The organism is Brevundimonas sp. (assembly GCF_041911375.1).
Classification (GTDB): domain Bacteria; phylum Pseudomonadota; class Alphaproteobacteria; order Caulobacterales; family Caulobacteraceae; genus Brevundimonas.
This window is the reverse complement of the sequence record NZ_JAYRPA010000018.1, coordinates 1-20,788: the sequence shown is the minus strand read 5'-3', so window position 1 is coordinate 20,788 and position 20,788 is coordinate 1. Positions and strand designations below refer to the sequence as shown.

The 20,788-nt window shown below is 68.0% G+C and carries 23 protein-coding genes and 2 pseudogenes; 14 read left to right on the top strand and 11 right to left on the bottom strand.

Translation table 11 applies throughout. The features are described from left to right. Nucleotides 1-2: 2 nt before the first annotated feature. The 3 genes and pseudogenes from ACE3PU_RS02615 to ACE3PU_RS02605 form a co-directional block, all read right to left on the bottom strand. Nucleotides 3-701, bottom strand: a pseudogene (locus ACE3PU_RS02615) (TonB-dependent receptor plug domain-containing protein); the annotation flags it as partial. 106 nt (nt 702-807) lie between these two features. Continuing rightward, nucleotides 808-1,812: a FecR domain-containing protein gene (locus tag ACE3PU_RS02610; RefSeq protein ID WP_374386342.1), complete on the bottom strand. Its 1,005-nt coding sequence runs from the start codon at nt 1,810-1,812 to the stop codon at nt 808-810. A 10-nt stretch (nt 1,813-1,822) separates the two neighbouring features. After that, nucleotides 1,823-2,503, bottom strand: coding sequence for an RNA polymerase sigma factor (locus tag ACE3PU_RS02605; protein ID WP_374386340.1), 681 nt, complete (start codon nt 2,501-2,503; stop codon nt 1,823-1,825). Between the two features lie 281 nt (nt 2,504-2,784). On the opposite strand from ACE3PU_RS02605, the gene ACE3PU_RS02600 reads away from it, so the two are divergent. From ACE3PU_RS02600 to ACE3PU_RS02580, 5 genes and pseudogenes are all read left to right on the top strand, one after another. Continuing rightward, entirely contained in the window at nt 2,785-3,027 is a 243-nt protein-coding gene (locus ACE3PU_RS02600) for a LuxR C-terminal-related transcriptional regulator (RefSeq protein WP_374386338.1), read from the top strand. Nucleotides 3,028-3,233: 206 nt separating this feature from the next. Continuing rightward, nucleotides 3,234-3,614, top strand: coding sequence for a hypothetical protein (locus tag ACE3PU_RS02595; protein WP_374386336.1), 381 nt, complete (start codon nt 3,234-3,236; stop codon nt 3,612-3,614). A gap of 35 nt (nt 3,615-3,649) precedes the next feature. Next, a complete protein-coding gene (locus tag ACE3PU_RS02590) occupies nt 3,650-4,288 on the top strand; it encodes a hypothetical protein (protein WP_374386334.1) in 639 nt (212 codons plus the stop codon). A 112-nt stretch (nt 4,289-4,400) separates the two neighbouring features. After that, entirely contained in the window at nt 4,401-5,207 is an 807-nt protein-coding gene (locus tag ACE3PU_RS02585; RefSeq protein WP_374386333.1) for a DUF3307 domain-containing protein, read from the top strand. Nucleotides 5,208-5,665: 458 nt separating this feature from the next. Then, nucleotides 5,666-6,789 (top strand): annotated as a pseudogene (locus ACE3PU_RS02580) (tyrosine-type recombinase/integrase); the annotation flags it as partial. On the opposite strand, the gene ACE3PU_RS02575 reads toward ACE3PU_RS02580, so the two are convergent. Then, nucleotides 6,746-7,036, bottom strand: a complete 291-nt coding sequence (locus tag ACE3PU_RS02575; protein WP_066624841.1) for an AlpA family transcriptional regulator — start codon at nt 7,034-7,036, stop codon at nt 6,746-6,748. The pseudogene ACE3PU_RS02580 and the gene ACE3PU_RS02575 overlap by 44 nt on opposite strands. 136 nt (nt 7,037-7,172) lie before the next feature. On the opposite strand from ACE3PU_RS02575, the gene ACE3PU_RS02570 reads away from it, so the two are divergent. The 5 genes from ACE3PU_RS02570 to arsH are packed head-to-tail and all read left to right on the top strand — an operon-like array spanning nt 7,173 to nt 10,197. Continuing rightward, nucleotides 7,173-7,508: a helix-turn-helix transcriptional regulator gene (locus tag ACE3PU_RS02570; protein ID WP_003169314.1), complete on the top strand. Its 336-nt coding sequence runs from the start codon at nt 7,173-7,175 to the stop codon at nt 7,506-7,508. 7 nt (nt 7,509-7,515) lie between these two features. Further along, nucleotides 7,516-7,941 carry an arsenate reductase (glutaredoxin) gene (arsC, locus tag ACE3PU_RS02565; protein ID WP_003169312.1) on the top strand — a complete coding sequence of 142 codons (426 nt, stop codon included), beginning with the start codon at nt 7,516-7,518 and terminating at the stop codon, nt 7,939-7,941. Continuing rightward, nucleotides 7,938-9,026 (top strand): ACR3 family arsenite efflux transporter, encoded by a 1,089-nt coding sequence (gene arsB, locus ACE3PU_RS02560; RefSeq protein WP_054765657.1) that lies wholly within the window; start codon nt 7,938-7,940, stop codon nt 9,024-9,026. Before arsC ends, arsB begins: the two co-directional genes overlap by 4 nt. After that, nucleotides 9,026-9,445 carry a GNAT family N-acetyltransferase gene (locus ACE3PU_RS02555; RefSeq protein ID WP_003169309.1) on the top strand — a complete coding sequence of 140 codons (420 nt, stop codon included), beginning with the start codon at nt 9,026-9,028 and terminating at the stop codon, nt 9,443-9,445. Before arsB ends, ACE3PU_RS02555 begins: the two co-directional genes overlap by 1 nt. Further along, complete coding sequence (gene arsH, locus ACE3PU_RS02550; RefSeq protein ID WP_003169308.1) at nt 9,442-10,197, top strand: arsenical resistance protein ArsH; 756 nt, start codon at nt 9,442-9,444, stop codon at nt 10,195-10,197. The genes ACE3PU_RS02555 and arsH overlap by 4 nt, the downstream gene beginning before the upstream one ends. 186 nt (nt 10,198-10,383) lie before the next feature. Here the strand turns inward: arsH and ACE3PU_RS02545 are convergent, their stop codons facing one another. The 7 genes from ACE3PU_RS02545 to lspA form a co-directional block, all read right to left on the bottom strand. Continuing rightward, nucleotides 10,384-11,493 carry a Fic family protein gene (locus tag ACE3PU_RS02545; protein ID WP_374386327.1) on the bottom strand — a complete coding sequence of 370 codons (1,110 nt, stop codon included), beginning with the start codon at nt 11,491-11,493 and terminating at the stop codon, nt 10,384-10,386. 228 nt (nt 11,494-11,721) lie between these two features. Further along, complete coding sequence (locus ACE3PU_RS02540) at nt 11,722-13,653, bottom strand: cytochrome c/FTR1 family iron permease (RefSeq protein ID WP_003169303.1); 1,932 nt, start codon at nt 13,651-13,653, stop codon at nt 11,722-11,724. 163 nt (nt 13,654-13,816) lie between these two features. Further along, nucleotides 13,817-15,217, bottom strand: a complete 1,401-nt coding sequence (lpdA, locus tag ACE3PU_RS02535) for a dihydrolipoyl dehydrogenase (protein ID WP_197273300.1) — start codon at nt 15,215-15,217, stop codon at nt 13,817-13,819. A gap of 72 nt (nt 15,218-15,289) precedes the next feature. Then, nucleotides 15,290-16,549: a cytochrome P450 gene (locus tag ACE3PU_RS02530; RefSeq protein WP_054765659.1), complete on the bottom strand. Its 1,260-nt coding sequence runs from the start codon at nt 16,547-16,549 to the stop codon at nt 15,290-15,292. A gap of 163 nt (nt 16,550-16,712) precedes the next feature. Next, the gene (locus tag ACE3PU_RS02525; RefSeq protein ID WP_082382792.1) at nt 16,713-17,117 is read right to left on the bottom strand and encodes a helix-turn-helix domain-containing protein; all 405 of its coding nucleotides are present in this window, start codon (nt 17,115-17,117) and stop codon (nt 16,713-16,715) included. An 84-nt stretch (nt 17,118-17,201) separates the two neighbouring features. Beyond that, nucleotides 17,202-17,744 (bottom strand): MAPEG family protein, encoded by a 543-nt coding sequence (locus ACE3PU_RS02520; RefSeq protein WP_374386323.1) that lies wholly within the window; start codon nt 17,742-17,744, stop codon nt 17,202-17,204. Continuing rightward, nucleotides 17,741-18,265 carry a signal peptidase II gene (lspA, locus tag ACE3PU_RS02515; protein WP_374386320.1) on the bottom strand — a complete coding sequence of 175 codons (525 nt, stop codon included), beginning with the start codon at nt 18,263-18,265 and terminating at the stop codon, nt 17,741-17,743. Before lspA ends, ACE3PU_RS02520 begins: the two co-directional genes overlap by 4 nt. A gap of 157 nt (nt 18,266-18,422) precedes the next feature. Between lspA and ACE3PU_RS02510 the strand changes: the two genes are divergently transcribed. The 4 genes from ACE3PU_RS02510 to ACE3PU_RS02495 form a co-directional block, all read left to right on the top strand. Continuing rightward, nucleotides 18,423-19,073 carry a cation transporter gene (locus tag ACE3PU_RS02510; RefSeq protein WP_054765662.1) on the top strand — a complete coding sequence of 217 codons (651 nt, stop codon included), beginning with the start codon at nt 18,423-18,425 and terminating at the stop codon, nt 19,071-19,073. Next, nucleotides 19,070-19,720 carry a class I SAM-dependent methyltransferase gene (locus ACE3PU_RS02505; protein ID WP_054765663.1) on the top strand — a complete coding sequence of 217 codons (651 nt, stop codon included), beginning with the start codon at nt 19,070-19,072 and terminating at the stop codon, nt 19,718-19,720. The genes ACE3PU_RS02510 and ACE3PU_RS02505 overlap by 4 nt, the downstream gene beginning before the upstream one ends. A 68-nt stretch (nt 19,721-19,788) precedes the next feature. Next, nucleotides 19,789-20,118, top strand: a complete 330-nt coding sequence (locus ACE3PU_RS02500; RefSeq protein ID WP_066624846.1) for a hypothetical protein — start codon at nt 19,789-19,791, stop codon at nt 20,116-20,118. 74 nt (nt 20,119-20,192) lie between these two features. Continuing rightward, on the top strand, nt 20,193-20,788 hold a 596-nt coding region (locus ACE3PU_RS02495), incomplete at its 3' end, for a TolC family protein (RefSeq protein ID WP_374386317.1).

The window sequence follows — 20,788 nt, the reverse complement described above, 5'->3', positions numbered from 1 at the left end:
ACCGCGTCCGCGCCGTAGAGGGCGGACGCACCGTCCAGCAGGACGTCAATGCGCTCGACGGCGGCCGTGGGAATAGAGGAGACGTCGGCGAAGTCGCCCTTCGAGCCTGTGCCCGCGATGCGGCGGCCGTTGACGAGCACCAGGGTCGCGTCGCTGCCGAGGCCGCGCAGGTTCACGCCGTTGGAGTAGTTGGCGTTGGTCCCGCTGCGATCACCCCCGTTGCTGATGGTCGCGTCGTTGGCGGTGCCGGCGAAATTCTGCGGCAGGGCGGCCAAGGCCTGGGCGACGGTCGCGTGGCCGTCCCGGTCGATCTGGTCGCGGCTCACCACCACGACAGGGGAGGGGCCGTCGACCACCCCGCGCAGCAGGCTCCCCGTCACTACGACTTCGTCCAGCTGCGTGGTCTGCAGGTCGTCGGCGTCCGCGCGGAGCGACGGATCGACCAGCACGAAGACATTGGGCCGGCTCCGGCGATAGGTCAGGCCGGTGTCCCGCAGGAGCAGGGCCAGCGCCGTCTCGACCGGATAGTGTCCGGACAGCGCCGGCGAGGCCCGATCGGCCACGAGCGCGCTCGGATACAGAATCTGCTGGCCGCTCTGTCGCGCGAAGGCGGGCAGGGTGCGCGACAGCGGCCCCGCCGGAATGTCGAAAGGGCGCGCGGCCTCGATCTGCTGGGCGCAGACCGGCGTCGCCGACGCCATCAGAAGCGCCGCGAGCGCCGTCGAAGTGAAGCCCTGTCTCATGTCTCTCCCCCGGTTTCTTATCCGCATTGATGCGGGACCGGGAGGAGACGACCGGTCGCGGGGCTTACCCTAAGTCAGGGGGCAGATTATTTTTCGAAGCGCCCGACAGAATGATGCGGCCGTCGTCGGCCCGCTCGGCGTCGAGCGCATAGAGGTCGCGCAGGGCGGCCACGAAGCCGTCGACATCGCCCGCGTCGAAGACGCCGCTCACGCGGATCGTGGAAATGTCGCCGGCCCGCAGCTCTATGGGATGGCGGGTGTAGCGATTGACCTCCGCGACGGCGACGCCGATCGGCGTTTCGTGGAAGGTGAGCCGGCCTGTCGTCCAGCTGGTGGCGGCCGGAAGGTCCGTCGTCGCGATCTCCGGCTCCCGCGCCGAGGTCACCAGCTGCTGGCCGGGTCTCAGCGACCATTGCCGCTCCGGCCGCGCGGAGGTCCGGACATCGACCCGGCCCTCGACGAGCACCACCCGGGCGCCCGAGCCGAACCGCCGGACGTCGAAGCTGGTCCCCAAAGCGGTCACCTCGGTGTCGCCGGCCCTGACGATGAACGGCCGGGCGGGATCGCCGGCGACGTCGAAACGGGCCTGTCCGTCCACCAGCGAGACCAAGCGTCGTCCGTCTGTCAGACGCACGTCGATCTTGGATCCTGTGTCGAGCGTGACCCGCGAACCGTCCTCGAGCTGCACGACGCGACGTTCTCCGATGTCGGTCAGATAGGCCGCGGGCTGTTGGGAGGACCACAGCCACCAGCCGGCCGACAGGGCCACGACGATCGCGCCGACGGCGCCGACGGGACTGAGGACGCCCAACAGGCGTTTGCGGCCCTTTCGGGTGGCCGAGCGCGTCCGCGCGTCCTGCGAGAGGGCAGCCATCTCGGGCTGATCCGCCAGGGTCCTGGTCGCGTCCCACATCGCCTGCATGCGATCGAAGGCCTGGGCGTTCTCGGGGTCGCGGCGCCAGGCGCTGAAGGCCTTCACGTCGGCGGTTGTGACCTTGCGCTGGTTGAGCCGCGCGAACCAGTCGGCGGTCTCCTTGCGTCTGATGTCGGCGTCAGCCTCGGTCGTCATCAGTCTTCGCCTAAAGGTCCAGCCGCAGCGCGCAATACTCGAGCGCCTTGGACATTCGCCACTCCACGGTCTTGACGCTGATCTCGAGCTCCCGGGCGATGTCCGGATAAGTCATACCGTCAAAGCGGCTCAAGACGAATACGTCGCGGTAGAGTTGAGGCATCGACCTCACGATCTGGGCGAGCAGAACCTGGTCGAACTGGGATGCGATCTCGACGTCGGGCGCGCGAAGGTCGACGTCGGCGCGCCGTCGGCGCTCCCGTCGGCCGTTGTCGCGGACGAGGTTCATGGCCACCTGGAGCAGGAAGGCGCGAGGATGGGCGATGCCGTCCTCCGCGTACGGAGCGATGCGGATATAGGTCTCCTGGACGACGTCCGCCGCGTCTTCCGGGCTGACCCGGGCCCTGAGGCGACGGTTCAACCACGCGGCGTAGCGGCGATACAGGCCATTCAGCCCGTCGCCGGCGTCAGCTCGCAGTTGCTTCGCTTCGGTCACCATGCCTCTCCGGCCGCAATCCAGGCGGCTGGAATCCGGGACGCGGCCGAACGGCCCCGGGCGCAGGCGCTCGCGCGCCCGACACGGTGATCCGGTCAGCGACAGCCACGCCGTGCGTGGGTCGTCGAAGAAGGTATCGCGCAGGGGATTCCAGGCCCCTGCCGACGCGAGGTCGGCGACACGAGCATGAATCAAACGGAATCCCGACGCAAGGCGGAGGGGTCGGGCGTTGGAATCCTCTGCGAAACGAGGCCCGTTGCTTCGGTGCGCAGCGCCGCCTCCGCCAGCGGCGAACCCCGGCTCCAGCTGCGCATCTATCTCACGGCGCCCGACCCGATGGCTGTAATCGCTGGCCGTCGAACCTTCAACCGGCGCCCGGCGTCCGCAAGAATCCTGCGGGAAGCCCGCAATTGATTGACGTTGCGACGGTCGGAACGCGACGTGTACGGATCGACGGGAACAACCAGTGGTGCAGTATGGAATCCGTTTCCGAAGACCCGGACCGTCCGCGTAACGTCGTATCGTTGAGCCCCCGCGAACAGGAGTGCCTGCAGTGGGTCTGCCGGGGCAAGAGTTCAGCCGACATCGGAACCATACTGTCGCTCTCGCCCCGCACGGTGGACAGCTATCTTGAGAAGGTCTGCTCGAAACTGAGGGTGAGGACACGGGTCGAGGCGGTCGCGTCGGCGGTTCGGCAGGGGTTGATCGAAGCGGAATGAGGGGAGGGGGCGGGTCTGGAACTTCTGCGATGAAGCCCGGCGTTTCGCCGTCGATCGCCGCCGACGCATTGCGTCCCCTGGCTCAAGACCGACGCCTATCGTTCCGGAACCCGCCGAGGCCCTTGTATCACATCGCGGTTCCCGCCGAGTCCGGCGCAGGTTAAGGTCGGGAGATGGGGTTTGGCGAACATCGACGATTCATCGTCTTGGCGATCGTGGCGGCGGGCTTGGGCGCGGCGGGTTGCCGCGACTTCGATCCCGACCTGGATCCGCCCGAGGTCAAGCAGATCGTCTGTCGTGAGGTGGGCAAGCCCACGCCCAGCCCAAGCCTGGTTTATGTGCTCGACACTGGCGCGGATCGCGTCACCTGGGCCAACGGGCCGGGGGCGCCCGAAGGGCGGTTGAAGGTCGAGGATCACGCCTACCGGTTCGATTTCGGCGACCACGCCGCGACGGTGAACCGGTTCGACGGCGACATGGTCCGCGAGACGGGGCGCGCGCCTTTCCTGGACGGGGGCGCGGCGACCAAGGACAATCGGCGGCTGGCCTGGACCTGCGCCGCCCAGGCGGAAGGGCCGAAATTCTAGTCATGGCGCGACAGGGATCGAAAATCGAAGGGCCGATGGCCGTGCTGACCGGCGATCTGGTGGGGTCGACGGGGTTGAAGCACGGCGATCTGCTGGGCGTGCGCCAGGCGCTTGAGGACGCGGCCGGCCAGATCGCCGGATGGGGCCGTGGCCGGGTCCATGGCCCGGACTTCTTTCGGGGCGATTCCTGGCAGCTGGTTCTGGAGGAGAGCGGCCTCTATCTGCGCGCCGCCATCTATCTGCGCACGGCGCTGTTGGCGCTGGAGCCCGCGGCCGACACGCGCATCTCGATCGGCGTGGGTCAGGTGGAGGCGCTGGACGAGGCGTATGTGTCGCGTTCCGTCGGCGAGGCCTTCACCCTGTCGGGACGCTCGCTCGACGACATGAGCCGGCTCGACGTCTTCAGTCTCAACGTGGCGAAGCCGGCGTCGTCCCTGATGCTCATGCCCGTGGTGCTGTCGTTCTGCAGCCATGTGGTGGGAGAATGGTCGCCTTCGCAGGCGCGCGCCGCCCTGGAAGCGCTCAAGCCCGGCTCGAGGACCCAGGGGGATGTCGCCGAGGCGCTCGGCATCACCCGGCAGGCTGTCAACAAGACCTATCTGCGGTCTGGTCTTCCCTCCGTCCTGCTGGCCATCGAAGCCTTTGAGACGCTTGATCCGGGGGCTAACGCCTGATGGTCCTCAAAGCCGCCCTTCTCCATAAAGCAACCAGATCGGGTTGCTTTGGCGATAGCAACCTGAATCGGTTGCTTTTGGAGAAGCAACCTCGCTCGGGAGGTTGTCGGCGGTGCTAGAGACTCTTCTGACCCTAACGGTCGCGCATATCCTCGCGGACTTCCTGCTGCAGACGCGGTGGATCATCGACCACAAGCGCGAGCCCGTCGCGTTCGGGCTCCATATCGCCATCGTCGCGGCGCTGACATGCGGACTGTCAGGATCCCTAGACCCTCGCATGCTCGGGCTCATCATCGTCAGCCACGCCTTGGCGGATTGGACCAAGCTGGCGTGGGTGGCGCGCGGCAAGACCCCCGATGAGCGCAAGGCGCGCGACACCTTCCTCGTCTTCAGCCTCGATCAGGTCTTCCACCTGACCATGATCGCGACGGCGACCCTGCTCTGGCCTTCGACGGTCGCCGACGGCTGGTGGGGTGGCCTGCCGGCCGAGCAACAACGCTTCTACTTCCAAGCCCTGTCGGCCGTCGGCGGCGTGGTCCTTTCGGTCACGGCCGGCGGCATCGTCATCGACAAGCTGCTCGAACGGTTCGGGCCGCACAGGGACGAACCCGCGCCGGCCACGCCGGCCGGACAGGCGGCGCCGGGCCAGCAGACCGGGTCGACGCCCACGACCGAACGTGGTCTGCCAGGCGGCGGCCAGGCCATCGGATGGCTGGAGCGGGGCCTGACCCTGCTCTTCCTCATGATCGGTCAACCCGAGGGGGTCGGTCTCCTGCTGGCGGCAAAGTCGATCCTACGGTTTTCGGACAAGAACGCCCGGGCCCACACCGAATACGTCATCATCGGCACCCTGCTGAGTTTCGGATGGGCCATCATCACCGCCGTCCTGACCCGGGTCGCACTCCAGCACTGGGGCTGACGGCATAGGAGGAGACGTCATGGGGGTGGTGCGTCTGGGTGCGGACGGTAGCATTGAAGTCTTGGAACCCGGCACGCCTGAAGAGGCGGAACGCGCGCGGGAAGGCCTGCTCAATGTGGCTTGTGCCCTAGGGCGGCTGGCGGCCGCGCGAGACTTCGCAGAGGCTCAGAAGGGTGCAGGATCAATCCCATCCACTGAGGAAGAAATCACACCCTCCATAGACAGCGCCATGTGATATCCTGTGGCAGTCCATGTATCGAAGCGATTCTCTGAAAAACGAGGCGCGAGGCGTTGTCAATACATCTCGAAAGATGTCGTGATCACGCGCTTTTTACATGAGACTATTTCCCCAATGATTTCAGTTGTCTTGAGTTTTATCGGACTCCCAGACGGCGCCTGCGCAAGGGTCTTGACCAAAGCTGTTAAATTTCAGTCCTGTATTCGATCTCAGGTAATCGAGTGGGCGGCGCGAGACGGTGACCTTCGGTTCCTACGGTCCGGCGGGACTCTCCCTGGGGGAGGCGCGGGAAAAGCTGCGTGAAGCGAAGCGCCTGATCGCCGAGGGCGTTTCACCGGCGCTGGACAAGCAACGCGTGAAACGCAGGCTGAGAGAGGCCCAGCGGTTTGAACAGGTGGCGATCCGGTGGATGGACCACGCTCCGATGGCCGACAGCACGCGCCAGATGCGACGGTCGATCTTCAACCGAGAGGTTTTGCCCGAATGGCGAAACCGGCTCCTGAACGAGATCACGCCGAACGACCTGAGAGCGCACTGCATGACCATTGTGGATCGCGGCGCCCCGGCGACGGCCATCCATGTTCGCGACATCGTCAACAAATCTACGCCTACGCCATCCTGCACGGCGAGAAGATCGACAATCCCGCCGACGGGGTCGGGCCGGCGTCCATCGCGACCTTCCGGCCGCGGGACCGGTCGCTGTCGCCGAGCGAGATCCGGATCGCGCTGAACCTGCTGGGGGAGGTGGCCACCCTGCCGACCATCCGTCTCGGGCTGAAGTTCATCCTGCTGAGCATGGTGCGGAAGAGCGAATTGCAGGACGGGACCTGGGACGAGGTCGATTTCGAGAACGCAGTTTGGTCGATCCCGAAAGAGCGGATGAAGCGGTCGCGGCCGCATAACGTCTACCTGTCGACCCAGATGCTCGACATCCTGATCGCGCTGAAGACCTGCGCCGGGAACTCTCGCTACATCCTGCCGTCGCGCTATGACGCCGACGCGCCGATGTCGCGGGCGACTTTCAACCGGGTGACCAGCGCCATCGCCGAGCTGGCGCGCGAGCGCGATCTGCCCCTGGAGCCCTTCACGGTTCACGACCTGCGCCGGACGGCCTCCACGCTCCTGCACGAGATGAGTTTCAACTCGGACTGGATCGAGAAATGCCTCGCCCACGAAGAGCGATCTTCCCGCGGCGTGTACAACAAGGCCGAATTCGAGGCCCAGCGGCGCCACATGGCCCAGCAGTGGTCAGACGCCGTGGACGCCTGGGAGGCGGGGCGCGGATTCACGCCGGATCTGACTATCCCGGAAACGGCCGGCCCTCGTTTCGATCCGCGGCTCTGACCGGGCGGGTGATCCGCTTGCGGACATCGGGCGGCGGCGCCCGGCGGATCGGCTTGGCCCGCCGAAGCGCCAGCCAGGCTTCCACCTCGGCCAGGTCCCAGACCACGCAGCGCGGGGTCAGCAGGAAGCGCCGGGGAAACTGGCCGCGCTGCTCCATCTCCCAGATGGTGCTGTCCGCCAATGGCACCATCTGACGGAGCTGCGGCTTCTTGATCGTGCGCCTCAGCGGCGGGTCGGCCTGGGCCATCGAAGATCTCCATGTTGTCATGGGAATCGAACTCGAAAGGCTGCGGCAGGCCAAGCCGCCAAACTCTCCACCGTAAGCTTACGGCCGGCTGCAGAGCGGGGATTGCACATTTCTATAGTTCGACTAGTTCGGAAATATGGAAACCGCAGCCTCGATTCTTGCTCTCGCCGCCCTGGCGCAGTCGACGCGGCTGGAGGCGTTCCGACTTCTCGTGCGGCACGAACCGGCCGGTCTGCCGGCCGGTGACATCTCCAACCATCTGGCGATCCCGGCCAATACCCTGTCGTCGCATCTGGGGGTGCTGTCCCGAGCGGGACTTATCAAATCGGAGCGTCGCAGCCGGTCGATCATCTACCGGGCCGATCTGGACCGGCTGCGCGACCTGGTCCTGTTCCTGCTCAAGGACTGCTGCGGCGGCCGGGCGGAGCTATGCGAGCCTCTGCTGGCCGAACTGACCCCCTGCTGCGCCTGAGGATCCCGTGGACGTCATCATCTATCACAACCCGGCCTGCGGGACGTCGCGCAACGCTCTGGAGCTCATTCGCCACGTCGGCATCGAGCCGCACGTCATCGAGTATCTGAGGTCGCCGCCATCGCGCGTCATGATCGCCTGGCTGGCCGAACGAACCGGCAAGCCGCTGCGCGACCTGTTGCGCGACAAGGGCACGCCCTTCGCCGACCTGGGCCTCGGGGACCCGGGCCTGACAGACGATCAGTTGCTCGATGCGATCGAGGCCCATCCGATCCTGCTCAATCGCCCGATCGTCGTCAGTCCTCTCGGCGTCGGCCTGTGCCGACCGTCCGAGGCCGTTCTGGACCTCCTGCCCGCCGATGATCTCAAGCGGTTCACCAAGGAGGACGGCGAGGTCGTCATCGAGGCGGCTGGCCTTCGGGTGGCGCGATGATCGATACGCCGGTCACCGACGCGGCCCCGCCGCGCCGCCTGTCCTTTCTCGACCGCTGGCTGACGGGATGGATCTTCGCCGCCATGGCTTTGGGCGTCGCACTGGGGACTCTGGTTCCCGGCCTGCCCGCCTGGGTCGACGGCCTCTCGGTCGGGACCACCAACATTCCGATCGCCATCGGCCTGATCCTGATGATGTATCCTCCGCTGGCCAGGGTCCGGTACGAGGAACTGCCGCGCGTCTTCGCCGACAAGCGGGTGCTGGCCCTGTCCCTGTTCCAGAACTGGGTGCTGGGCCCTGTGCTGATGTTCGCCCTTGCGGTCATCTTCCTGCGCGACCAGCCGGAATACATGACCGGCGTGATCCTGATCGGGCTGGCGCGCTGCATCGCCATGGTGCTGGTCTGGAACCAACTGGCGCGGGGCGACGACCAGTATGTCGCCGGTCTCGTCGCGTTCAACTCGATCTTCCAGATCCTGTTCTTCAGCCTCTACGCCTGGGTCTTCCTCACCGTCCTGCCGCCCCTGTTCGGCCTGCAGGGCAGCGTGGTGGACGTCAGCGTCTGGACCATCGCCGGCGCCGTTCTCGTCTACCTCGGTCTTCCCTTCCTGGCCGGCTTCCTGACCCGGCGCAGCCTGATCGCCCGCCGCGGGGCCGACTGGTACGAGCGGCGCTTCCTGCCGCGCATCGGACCGATCACCCTGATCGCCCTGCTGTTCACCATCGTGGTCATGTTCAGCCTGAAGGGCGGCGAGGTGGTGGCCCTGCCGCTGGACGCCCTGCGCATCGCCATTCCCCTGACCATCTACTTCCTCGTCATGTTCGTGGTCAGCTTCCTCATGGGCAAGCTGATCGATGCCGACTACCCGCGCACGACCGCCCTGGCCTTCACCGCCGCCTCAAACAATTTCGAGCTGGCCATCGCGGTGGCCATCGCGGCCTTCGGGCTGACCTCGCCGGTCGCCTTCGCTGCGGTCATCGGTCCGCTGGTCGAGGTGCCGGTGCTGATCCTTCTGGTCTCGGTCGCGCTGTGGATGGGCCGACGCTGGTTTCCGGACACGGCCCCGCCGGCGGACGCCGCCTGATGGTCGTGCTGCATCTCCTGGACGCGGATGACGCCGGCCTGATCGCGGCCCTGCAGGGCGAGGGCCTGCCGGAGCCCGGGGCCGGCCGCTACTTCCGAGCCGACGACGACAGCGCCCTGGCCGGCTACGTCGGCCTGGAAGGAGAGGGGCGGGACCTGCTGCTGCGCTCCCTGGTCGTACTCGCTGGCCTGAATTCGCGGGGGCTCGGGAGCCGGATCCTGAGCGCCGCCGAGGCCGCGGCGAGCGAGCTGGGCGGAGAACGGCTCCACCTGCTCACCACGACGGCCGAGCCCTTCTTCGCCCGGCGCGGCTTCGCCGCCGCAGATCGGGCGGCCGCGCCCGCCGCGATCCGGCGAACCCGCGAGTTCGCAGACATCTGCCCGGCCTCGGCCGCCTATCTGACCAAGGATCTCGGATGATCTTCGCCCGCCTGCGGCCGCTGCCGGATCCCGATCATCTGCCGGCCCTGGACGCGGCCTATCTGTCGAGCAACCCGGCCGCCGGCCTGGGTCCGCACGACCACCCGCCACGCATCCTTCTCCTGTACGGGTCGCTGCGCGAGCGCTCCTATTCGCGGCTCTGCGTCGAGGAAGCGGCCCGCTTGCTGCAGCGCATGGGATGCGAGACCCGCATCTTCGACCCCTCCGACCTGCCTCTGCCGGGCTCGCCCGGCGACGACGACCATCCGGCGGTGCGCGAGCTGCGCGAGCACGCCCTGTGGTCGGAGGGCATGGTCTGGTGCAGTCCGGAACGGCACGGCCAGGTCTCCGGACTGATGAAGCTGCAGATCGATCACCTGCCATTGAGTTTGGGCGGCATGCGCCCGACCCAGGGCCGCACGCTCGCGGTGATGCAGGTGTCGGGCGGTTCCCAGAGCTTCAACGCCGTCAACACCCTGCGCCTTCTGGGCCGCTGGATGCGGATGATCACCATTCCCAACCAGTCGAGCGTGGCCAAGGCCTTTCAGGAGTTCGACGAGGCCGGCCGGATGAAGCCTTCGGCCTACTATGAGCGCATCGTCGATGTGATGGAGGAGCTGGTGCGCTTCACTGTCCTCACTCGACCGCACGCCACCCAGCTCGTGGACCGCTACTCCGAGCGCAAGGCGGCCGGCAGTCCGGTCGAGGCCGCAGCGGATCTCTCCGCCATCGCCATCGCGCGTCAGGCGTGAGGCCGCGTCGGCGGCGCCTTGCGGCGTCGCGCGCCTGGCAAAGGTGGTAATTCGCCACTTCTGGCGAATTAGGCGGGTTGTTGGCGGTAACTCGCCAGATGTGGCGAATTGCGATCCTCCCTGTTGAGGCTCGGGTCTTGAGCGACCGACCTGGCGAAGTGCCGTGCCGGCGTCGTGCGGTCCCGCCTATCCTCGATCGACCAGCGAATAGCTTGTGCTGCGCCCGCCGCCTTCATCCTTCACGAGGATGCCCCGCCCCACCAGATCGTTGATGTCGCGCAGGGCCGTGTCGGGCGAGGACCTCGTCAGCGCCGCCCATTTGGTCGAGGTGAGCTTGCCTTCGAAGCCGTCGAGCAGCCGGTTGATGACCGTGCTCTGGCGCTCGCTCAACGTCTGACCTGCTAGCGCCTCCCAGAAGCGCGCCTTGCGCATGACATGCGTCAGGGTGGTTTCCGCGCCATCGAACGCGCGATCGAGGCAGCCGAGGAACCAGTCCAGCCAGAGGGACACGTCCAGCGCGCCTTTCTGGGTCGCCTCCAGGGTGGCGTAGTAGTCCTTGCGCTCCAGCCTGATCTGGGCGGACATGCTGTAGAAGCGTTGAGCGCTTTTCTCGGAGCGGGCGAGCGCCATGTCGGCGATCGCCCGCGCGATCCGGCCGTTCCCATCGTCGAACGGGTGGATGGTCACGAACCACAGGTGGGCGATCGCGGCCTTGAGGACCGGATCCGTCCGCGGCTCGTCATTGAACCAGTCGAGGAACGCCCGCATCTCGTCCTGCAGACGGTCGGCAAGGGGCGCTTCATAGTGCACGCGCTCTCGTCCGAAGGGGCCCGAGACGACCTGCATCGGGCCGGAGCTCTCGTTGCGCCAGGCGCCGACGACGATCCTCGTCATGCCGCTGCGCCCGGTCGGAAACAGGGCGGCGTGCCAGGCGAACAGCCGTTCCTCGGTGAGCGGAGACGCAAAGTTCTGGGTCGCGTCGAGCATCATTTCGACGAGGCCTTCGACGTTGCGATCCGCGGCGGCGAGGGCCCCGATATCCATGCCGAGGCGGCGGGCGATGGAGGATCGCACCTGATCCTTGTCGAGCAGCTCGCCTTCGATTTCGCTGGATTTCAGGACATCTTCGGTAAGGGTCTCGAGGACGGCTTCAGCGCGGAGGTCGAAGCCGAGCGTGTGCATCCGGCCAAGCAGAAGGCCCTGGCGATGACGGACGGCTGCGAGGCGATCGGCAAGCGCGTCAGCGCGCCAGTCCAGACGCGGCCAGCCTTCGATCTCATGGATGTATTGCGCCATTCCCCGCACTCCTTGCGGAGAATATGGGCGCTATTCGCCGCAAGAGCAAGGTTATTCTCCGCGCGAAGTGCGGAGAATAGGGCGCCTAATCTCCGCACCAAGCGTGGTCTCCGCACGCTATCGGCTGCGGCCCCGCACCTTGGGTATCCGCGGACGGCGCGGCTATCGGCGCCCAAGCAGCTCCGAAACCCTGCCAACGGGTCGCAGTTGAGGGCCTCAGACGCCCGCTCAAGAGGCTGGGCGCGCGCCTTTCGGCGCCGCATGCCGGGAGAAGCCGACCACGAGGATAGCGATCGTCAGAAGCTGAACGGCGACGCCTTCGACCGTCGGATAAAGACCGAGGATCTCGATGCGGGGGATCCACGCCAGCGGATGGACATCGAGCCAGCCCGCCTCCTGCAGCGCCGCCACCCCCTTGCCGACGAGGACGACCGACAGGATGGCCATCAGGATCGAGCTCAGGGAGAAGAACCGGCCGATCGGGAGGCGCTTGCTGTAGGCCAGCAAGGCCCAGGCCACCACGGCCAGGATCGCCACCGCCGTAAGGGCGCCGGCCAGCATGCCGAGATGGCCGCCCTGGCTCCAGATCGCCGCATAGAACAGGATGGTCTCGAACACCTCGCGGTAGACCACCACGAAGGCCAGCAGGAACAGGAACCAGGCCGACCGTTTCGACAGGGCGTGAGAGAGCTTGTCGCGGATATAGGTCTGCCAGGCGTCGGCGTGCGACTTGCCGTGCATCCAGATGCCGACCGAGACGAGCACGACGGCCGCCAGAAGCGAGCCGAACCCTTCGGTCAGCTCCCGGCTGGCGCCGCTGATGGAGATGAAGAAGGTCGCGGCCGCCCAGGTGGCGCCGCCGGCGACCAGCGCGGCCACCCAGCCGCCGTGGACGTAGCGCAGCACCTCGGGACGTTCGGCCTTCCTGAGGAAGGCGATCATCGCCACCACGATGAGGATGGCTTCCAGACCTTCGCGCAGCAGGATGGTGAAGGCGCCGAGGAAGCTGGCGAGATTGTCCGCCTCCTGGGGCGCGAGTGCGCGTTCGGCCGTGTCCAGCAGGGCGTTCGCGCGGGCGACCCGGTCCGCGACCTCCTGGGCCGGCGCGCCCCTGCTGATCGAGACGCGCAGGTCGGTCATGGCCGTCTCGACCCGCCGCAGCAAGGCGCCGTCGCGGGCGCCCAGCGCCGGCTCCATCGGTTCGACGCCGTCGAGATAGGCCGACAGGGCCAGGTCGGTCGCGGCCCTGCGATCGCCCCGGCGATAGGCGGCCTCGCTTTCGGCCAGTCGCGTCCGGGCCAGGGACAGGGTCGATCCCTCGGCGCGGACCGTCGCCTCCGGGTGGCGGCGCAGGTAGGCCGTGACCGCCCGTGCCTTCGTCTCGCCGATCCTTGTCGCCAGCTCGGCCGGCGTCGCCTGGGTGAGGGCGGCCAGGTCCGGGAAGACGGCGCGGATCGCCGGGTCGCTCTCCCAGAGGCGTCGACCTTCGGCGGCTTCGGCGTCGGTGAAGGCGAACCGGCCCACGTAGAAGGCCAGGGCCCAGCGGTCCTCGGCCGGCAGATGGGCGAAGCTGGCCATCGCCGTGCCCTCCAGCCCCTGATCGATGACCTGGTAGAGGCCGAACACGCTGCGCTGACGGGCGCGCTCCACATCCGCGAAGGCGATCGCGGGCGGATCAAGCCCCTCGGCGCCCGGGCCGTCGGCGCGTCCGGTCACGCCATGGCAGACCGAGCATTGCTCGGCATAGAGCGTCGCGCCGCGGGCCAGATCAGGCGGGAACGAAGGCGCCAGCGGGCTCGGATAGGCCGTCAGCACCGCGCCGGCGAGCGCCTTGGCCCGGTCGCCAACGACGCGCGGATCCGCCTTGTCCCTGATGGCCGCCTGCAGGGCCTCGGCGTCGCGGACCAGACCGGCCTTGGCCGGATTCGGCGGCAGGGCGTCCAGGCGGGTCCGGATCTGGCCGCCGAACTCGATCATCTCCCCGTATTCGGCCGGATTGGTCACCTGACCGTCGGCCACCGCGCCGGCGTAGTCGACCGCTACATAGTCGAGCAGCCGCCAGGCGACCTGGGCCTCGGAGGCGGACGGCGTCTGGGCCAGGGCGGGCGCGGCCAGCCCCAGGGCGAACAGCAGGGCAAGCAGACGGAGCAGAGGACGCATGGTCAATCCAGATGTGAACGGCTCGCATTAGCATTCAGGCGGCGACGCTGTCGCGCTTTATTCGCGACGCGGCCGGGCTCGTAGGCGGCTACGGGTCCTCTACGCCCGCCGGGACGCCTCGGCGCCGCGCGGCCAGCCCGGGCAGCCACGCGACGGGCGGTCGTTACAGGTGGATCGTGCGGTCGGCCACAGCCAGGCATGCCTCGCGCAAGGCTTCCGGAAGCGTCGGATGCGCATGGCTCGTCCGCGCCACGTCTTCGGCCGCCGCGCCGAATTGCATGACGGCGACCGCTTCATGGATCAGGCTGCCCGCGTCCGGCCCCAGGATGTGCACGCCGAGAATCCTGTCCGTGCCGGCGTCCGCCAACACCTTGACCAGCCCGTTCTTCTCCAACCGCGCCTTGGCCATGGCGTTTGCCGAGAACGGAAAGCGCCCGACGCGATAGGCCACGCCGGCCGCCTTGAGGTCGTCCTCGGTGCGCCCGACTGAGGCCAGTTCCGGCCAGGTGTAGACGACGGCCGGGATCGTTCCGTAGTCGACATGGCCCGCGGCGCCGGCAAGGCGCTCGGCAAGGGCGATCCCTTCTTCCTCCGCCTTGTGGGCCAGCATGGCGCCGCCGATGACATCGCCGATGGCGTAGACCCCTTCGGCGCTGGTTCGAAAGCCGTCGTCGACCGGAATATAGCCCCTTGGGTCCGGCTTGATGCCGACCGTCTCCAGATCGAGTCCGTCGGTGGCGGGACGTCGGCCAATGGACACGAGCACGACATCGGCCTTGATGGTTCCTCGCGCGCCGTCTCCCATGGGCTCGACCTCAAGGACGACGTCGTCCGCCTCCATTCGCGATCCGACCACCTTGTGCGCCAGGCAGAATTGGAAGCCCTGGGCCTCGAGCACCTTGTGCAGCGCCGTCGACATCTCTGAATCAACGCCGGACGCGATCCGGTCGAGCACCTCGACGACGGTGACCTCGCTGCCGAGACGGCGCCAGACGGAGCCCAGCTCCAGTCCGACATAGCCGCCGCCGATCACCGCCAGATGGCGCGGCGCCGCCGTCAGGCTGAGGGCGCCCGCCGAGGTGACGATCCGCTGCTCGTCGATGGGCAGGTCCGGCAACGTCGCCGCTTTCGATCCGCTGGCGAGCACGATCGCCTTGCGGACCTGCACCTCGAAGCTGCCGTCCGGGGCGCTCACTTCCACACGGTCGCGCGACAGCAGCCGGCCGCGGCCCTGCAGGCGGGTGACCTTGTTCTTGCGCAGGAGGTAGGCGACCCCTTCACCAAGCTCCGTCACGACCCTGGCCTTGTGCCGCATGACGCCTGCAAGGTCGGCCCGCACATTGTCGACCAGGACGCCGAAAGCCTCGAGATTGCGGGCCATCTCCAGCCGCTCTGTGGCCTGCAGCAGCGCCTTTGACGGAATGCACCCGATGTTCAGGCAGGTTCCACCGAGGAGTTCCCGGTCGTCGATAACCGCCACCGACATGCCGAGCTGGCTCGCCCGGATGGCGCAGGGGTACCCGCCCGGCCCGCCGCCGATTATCACCAGGTCATAGGATGTCATCGAAGCCATCGCGTCAGCCTTCGCTGTAAGTGAAAGAGGGACGAAGGCGCCGGCCACCCGCATGAGCAAACATCAGGCGCCGCCCTCACGCGGGGAAGTCCGACGCGTCATCATTCGGAACCCGCTCCTGGGGAGGGCCGGAAGGCGGCGGAAGTCGATCTCCAGATCCTGAGCCGGCAGCCGGTAGTTCAGGCCGGCGAGCAAGCCGAGGGCCCGCTCCATCAATTCGACGACGATGCTTTCGCCGGGACAACGGTGACCGGTCAGGGCGTTCCCGCCGCCTTGGGGAATCAGGCCGAACGCGTCCCCGGAGCCGTCGATGAAACGCTCTGGCCGGAATTCGTCGGGATCGGTCCAGACGGCAGGATCGTGATTGGAGCCATAGAGATCGAGGATCACCTGCCGACCCACCGGGAAGTCAAGGTTGCGCCAGCGAAACGGCGCGCGCACACGCCCGATCACCGCCGGGAAAAACGGATAAAGGCGTCGCACCTCCTGAACGAAGGCGCGGCGGCGGCCGGCGTCCGCGGTGGCCAGACGGGCCGCCGCGGGGTGCGCCTGCATCGCGTGCGCCACAAACACGATATAGACCGAGGTCGCCACGGTCGGCCTCAGCACATTGGCCAGTTCGACCGCCGCCGTCCGGGCCGCCAACGGTTCGCCATCATCCGCGCTCGCCCAGGCCCAGGCGTAGGCGGCGGTGTCTGGATCCGGCGCCAGTCGTCCGGCGCGAATGCCCTCGATGATCGAGGCCAGCCAGGCGTCGACGCGTCGCCGCGCGTACCTCGACCACAGGTGGCGAGGCCCCCGCGATCCTGCCGCGTCAAACAGCGCCCTGAGGTGACTGACCCGTTTCGCTTCGTCGTCGGGATTCAGCGGCACCCCCGCCCAGCGGCAGACGGCGCGGGTGAGCACCGGCTGCAGGGCGTCGTACAGCACGATCTCTTCCTGGCCAGCCCATTCAACGGCCGCGCGTCGCCATTCCGCCTCGAACAGGTCGCCCAGCCGCGCGATCCGTTCCGGCGACATAAGAGCCATGAACACGCGTTTGCGGGCGCGGTGCGCTTCGCCATCCAGGCCCTGGACGCCGCCTTCGCCGAGCAGTGTGCGTCGGACAGGCGCCGGCATGGCGCCCGCGCGCGAGATGCGGGTCTCGTCGTAGAAGACCTGGGCCGCTTCGCGCCCTCTCAGACAGGCCGTCTCCTTCAGCGCCAGACGGGTCTCGATTGCGTCCGCGCCGGCCTGCTCGAACAGGCGGGAGATGCGCCTGTACGGGTCCGTCAAAAGGGCGAACGTCTGATCGGCGTGTCGCTGTGTCGATCGATGCGCCATCGAAGTCCTCCATGGACGAAGGGAGCGCGACGAGGGCCGCGGGATTACTCAAAACGTCGCGGTGACCCAATGGCTCCTGCATCATCCCGGGCCCGTTCTGACCTTCAGCGCCGACCTGCACGGCGAGGCCGAGGAGCGGTGCAAACCCGGGTCGGGTTCGTCTTCAAACCGGCGCCGAGGGATCGTGCAGGGCTTCGATCACCTTGCAGGCGGACACGCGGCCGCCGGCACATTCCGCCGTCATCCGCGAAAGCTCGCGTTGCAGGGCCCGGAGTCGGGCGATCTTATGCGTCACCTCCGCCAGATGACGTTCGGCGAGGATGCTGGCTTCGGCGCAGGGCCGATCAGGGTGATCGGACAGATCCAGCAGGGAGCGGATCGAGTCCAGATCGAAGCCCAATTGCCGTGCATGCCGAATGAACGACAGGCGGCGTTCCGCCGCGTCGTCATACATCCGCCGGTCGCTGGCGGTGCGCGGGGCGGCGGGAAGCAGGCCGATCTCCTCGTAGAAGCGGATGGTCGGGACCTTGACGCCGGTGGCCGCGGCGAGCTTGCCGATAGGGCGCAGGCCGGACGAGGCCGGGGAGGGCAGGGTCATCGCATCATCTCGCAGCAGCGGGCTGAAGGGCGGCAGGCGCAGGACGGAAAAGGATCATCGGCCCAGCCCCATGAGGACGATGGCGGCGCCGAAGGCGGCGATCGTGGAAGCGCCGGTAAGGGCCATGCCGAAGGCCCTGGCCGCCGCGCCCCGGGCATAACCGTGGGCGAACAACACGCGGCCGATCAGATAGAGGGCGACCAGCACCGGCAGCACGACCATCTCCTCGCCGCGCAGCACGGTGGCGAGCACCAGGTGGGCGCCCACCGCCAGGACCGTCTGCTCCAGGGTGTTCTGAAGCACGGCGGCAGGCACGGCGAGCCTCGAGCTGGGCGCCGCATAGGCGGAACCCGGCCGGTCGGCGTCGGACCGGAACCGGATGATCGCCACGGCCCTCAAACAACCGGCGAGCCACAGGAAAACGAGGAGGTCCGCCTTCAGGGCGTAGGCCAGCCGATCAGCTGTCGCCATGTCCGGCGCGGCGCCCAGGAGACGTGGCGAAAGCCATAGCCAAGCTGACGCCACCGCCGCAGCGGTGATGAGAATCGCCAACCCCGAACGGACGGCGATCGCCTTCTGTTCGGCGGAAAAGGTCATCGCGCCGCCCGTCCCAGGGTCGACGTCGCCGGGCGGCCGTCCGAGCCCCGGACGGTCAGGAGGAGCAGCGCCACGCCGCAAACAATGGCCGCATCGGCGAGGTTGAAGGTCGGCCAGTGCACGTCGCCCCAATGAAGATCGATGAAATCCGTCACCGCGCCGGAGCGCAGACGATCGAGCAGGTTCCCGAGCGCTCCACCGGCGATGAGGCTCGCCGCGACCGCCGTGACGGCGCTTCGCGTACGCCAGATCCAGGTCAGCAGGACGCCGATGATCAGGAATGCCACGGCGCTCAGGGCCCATCGTCCCACCGCGCCCGAGTCTGCGAACAGGCCAAAGGTGACGCCGGGATTGAATCCCAAACGCAGCGCGAGGAACGGCGTGAGGTCCACCGGGCTCTCGAGTCGGGCGCGAGCCGCGGCCTTGGCGGCCTGATCCAGAGCGGCGATCAGCATGAAGAACGAGAAGGCGATCGCCCGCATGCGGCTGGGACCGCGTCGCGACGGGTGCATCGTGATCATGAGGCCTCCTGTGGATTTCGTCCGATTGTGCGTCCTCTAGCTACTAGAGGATCAAGTCGGTTCCGCCAAACCGCGTCTTTTTGGGCGAGGCATCCATTTTTGTTCTTGATCCTCGAGCGACTGGAGGATGCATTCTCGTGGTGAAAGGCGGACTTCGATGACTGACTCCCTCTCGTCCCCCGAACCGGCGGCCGCCGGCTGCGGCTGCGGCGCGGCCGTCAAGTTCGACGGCGCCACGCCGGCCTATCGCCGCATCCTGATGGCGGTGATCGCTATCAACGGCGCCGCCTTCCTGGCCATCGCCGGCGGCGCGGCCCTGCAGGGCTCGGCCTCGCTGGGTGCCAACGCCCTCGACTTCCTGGCCGACGCCGCCACCTACGGCATCAGCCTGGCCGTGATCGGGCGCTCGGTCGCCGTGAGATCCGGGGCCGCCATCATCAAGGGCGCCAGCCTCGCGGCGCTGGCGCTGTTCATCCTTGGCTACGCGATCTGGCGGGCGACCTCGGGGGCGCCCCCGGAAGGCGTCGTCATCACCGGCCTGGGCGCCCTGGGCTTTTTCGCCAACGCCCTGGCCGCGCTGCTGCTGGTCCGCCATCGCGAAGGCGACGCCAATGTCCGTTCGGTCTGGCTGTGCACGCGCAACGACCTGATCCAGAGCCTGGTGGTCGCGGCCACGGGCGTGGCCGTCTGGTTGACCGCCTCTCGCTGGCCCGACCTGATCGCCGGCGCGATCCTGGCGGTGGTCTTCCTGCAATCCGGCTGGTCGATCATTCGTCAGTCCCGCGAAGAACTGAAGGCCGCCGCGTGACCGCGAACTTCACCCCCGCGCTCGGCCATACAGCCCTGAGCGGGCTGTATGATCCGGCCATCGCGCTTTTGACCCGGGAACCGCTGTGGCGGAGCCGCCTTCTCGAACAGGTGGCTCCGTCCCCTGGCGAGACGATCATCGATCTTGGATGTGGAACCGGCTCATTCGCGATCGCCATGGCGAACCGGGCGCCGGACGCGCGCATCTTCGGCCTCGATCCCGACGGCGACATCCTCAGGCGGGCCGAGACGAAGACGGCCGCTGCAGGTCAGGCCGTCCGTTTCATCCAGGGGTTTTCGCGCGATGTGGCGGCGCTCCTGGGCGAGGACGCCGCCGACAAGGTGGTCTCCAGCTTGGTCTTCCATCAGCTGCCCATGGCCGAGAAGCGAGCGGGCCTCGCCGCGAGCCTGCGGGCGCTCAAGCCGGGCGGAACGCTGCATGTCGCGGACTACGGCCGCCAGTCGGGTGCGATGCGCGTGCTCTTCCGCCTGGTGCAGTCTCTGGACGGCTACGAAAACACCCAACCGAACGCCGACGGCGTTCTGCCTACGCTGATGGCCGAGGCCGGCTTCACACAGGTTCAAGTGCTCGATGTCATCCCGACCGCCACCGGATCCATCTCTCTGTATCGGGCGGTGCGACGATGAGGCGATTGATGTCGCGGCGCACCGTGTTATGGGACGGCATGGGGTTTCCCTCGACTAGGCATGGGTGGATGGCGGCGCTGCTCGCGTCGTTCCTGGCCCTGTTCGTCCTGGTTTCCGCAGCCGACGCCTTCGCCTGCGCACCCGAGACCGGAAGCTTGCAAGGCCTGGCCGCGTCGGACGTCGTCGCTGTGTCCGATACAGGTCACGGCGAACGCAAGGACGCAGCAGGTCAGGTCGCCTGCGCCCACGGCCATTGCCACCATTGCGGCATTACCGCGCCGCCGGCGATTGACGACATGAGGTCGATGGCCCTCGATCGCGCGCCCTTGGCGCCATCGCTCGATCAGGCGCCGGCCTCCCGGATGCCCGCCGGTCCCATGCGCCCGCCCAGAACCTGACGTGACCTCGCGTTCGCGCGCGCCCTTCACGTCAACCTTCCGGGACATGAGACATGCCATCCCCTATTCGCCGCTTGCCGCCTTTCGCGGTCGGCTGCGCTGTGGTCGCCCTGACGACCGCCTTGACCGGCCCGGCCTGGGCCGATCCCGCGCCATCCTTCCGGACCCTGCTTGAGCGCATAGGGGCCAGCCCCTCCGCGGCCGAGGCCGACGCCTTGCTCGAGGCGGCCGAGGCCCGGGTGCGTCAGGCGCGCGTGCGGCCCAACCCCACCGCGGCGCTTGAGGCGGAGAACGCCTTCGGCAGCGGACCCTTCTCCGGCTACGACAACGCGGAAACGACGCTCTCGCTCACGCAGGATCTCGAACTGTGGGGCCGGCGCGGCGCCCGGGTGGAGGTGGCGCGGGCGGAGGCGGGCACGGCCGTGCTGCGTCGCGATCAGGCGGTCGTCGACGCCGCCGGACGGCTGGCGCTCGTCTATGCCGAAGCCGAAGCCGCCGAGCGCCGCTTCGCCTTGGCCGAGGAGGCCCTCAGCCTGACCATCGCGGACGCCCGCGCGGCCCTCGTGCTCGTGGAGGAGGGGCGCGAGCCCCTGCTGCGCGGCATCCAGGCCGAGAGCGAGGCGGCGGCCGCTCGCGCGACCCGCGACGAGGCGCAGGCCGAGCGGGACGC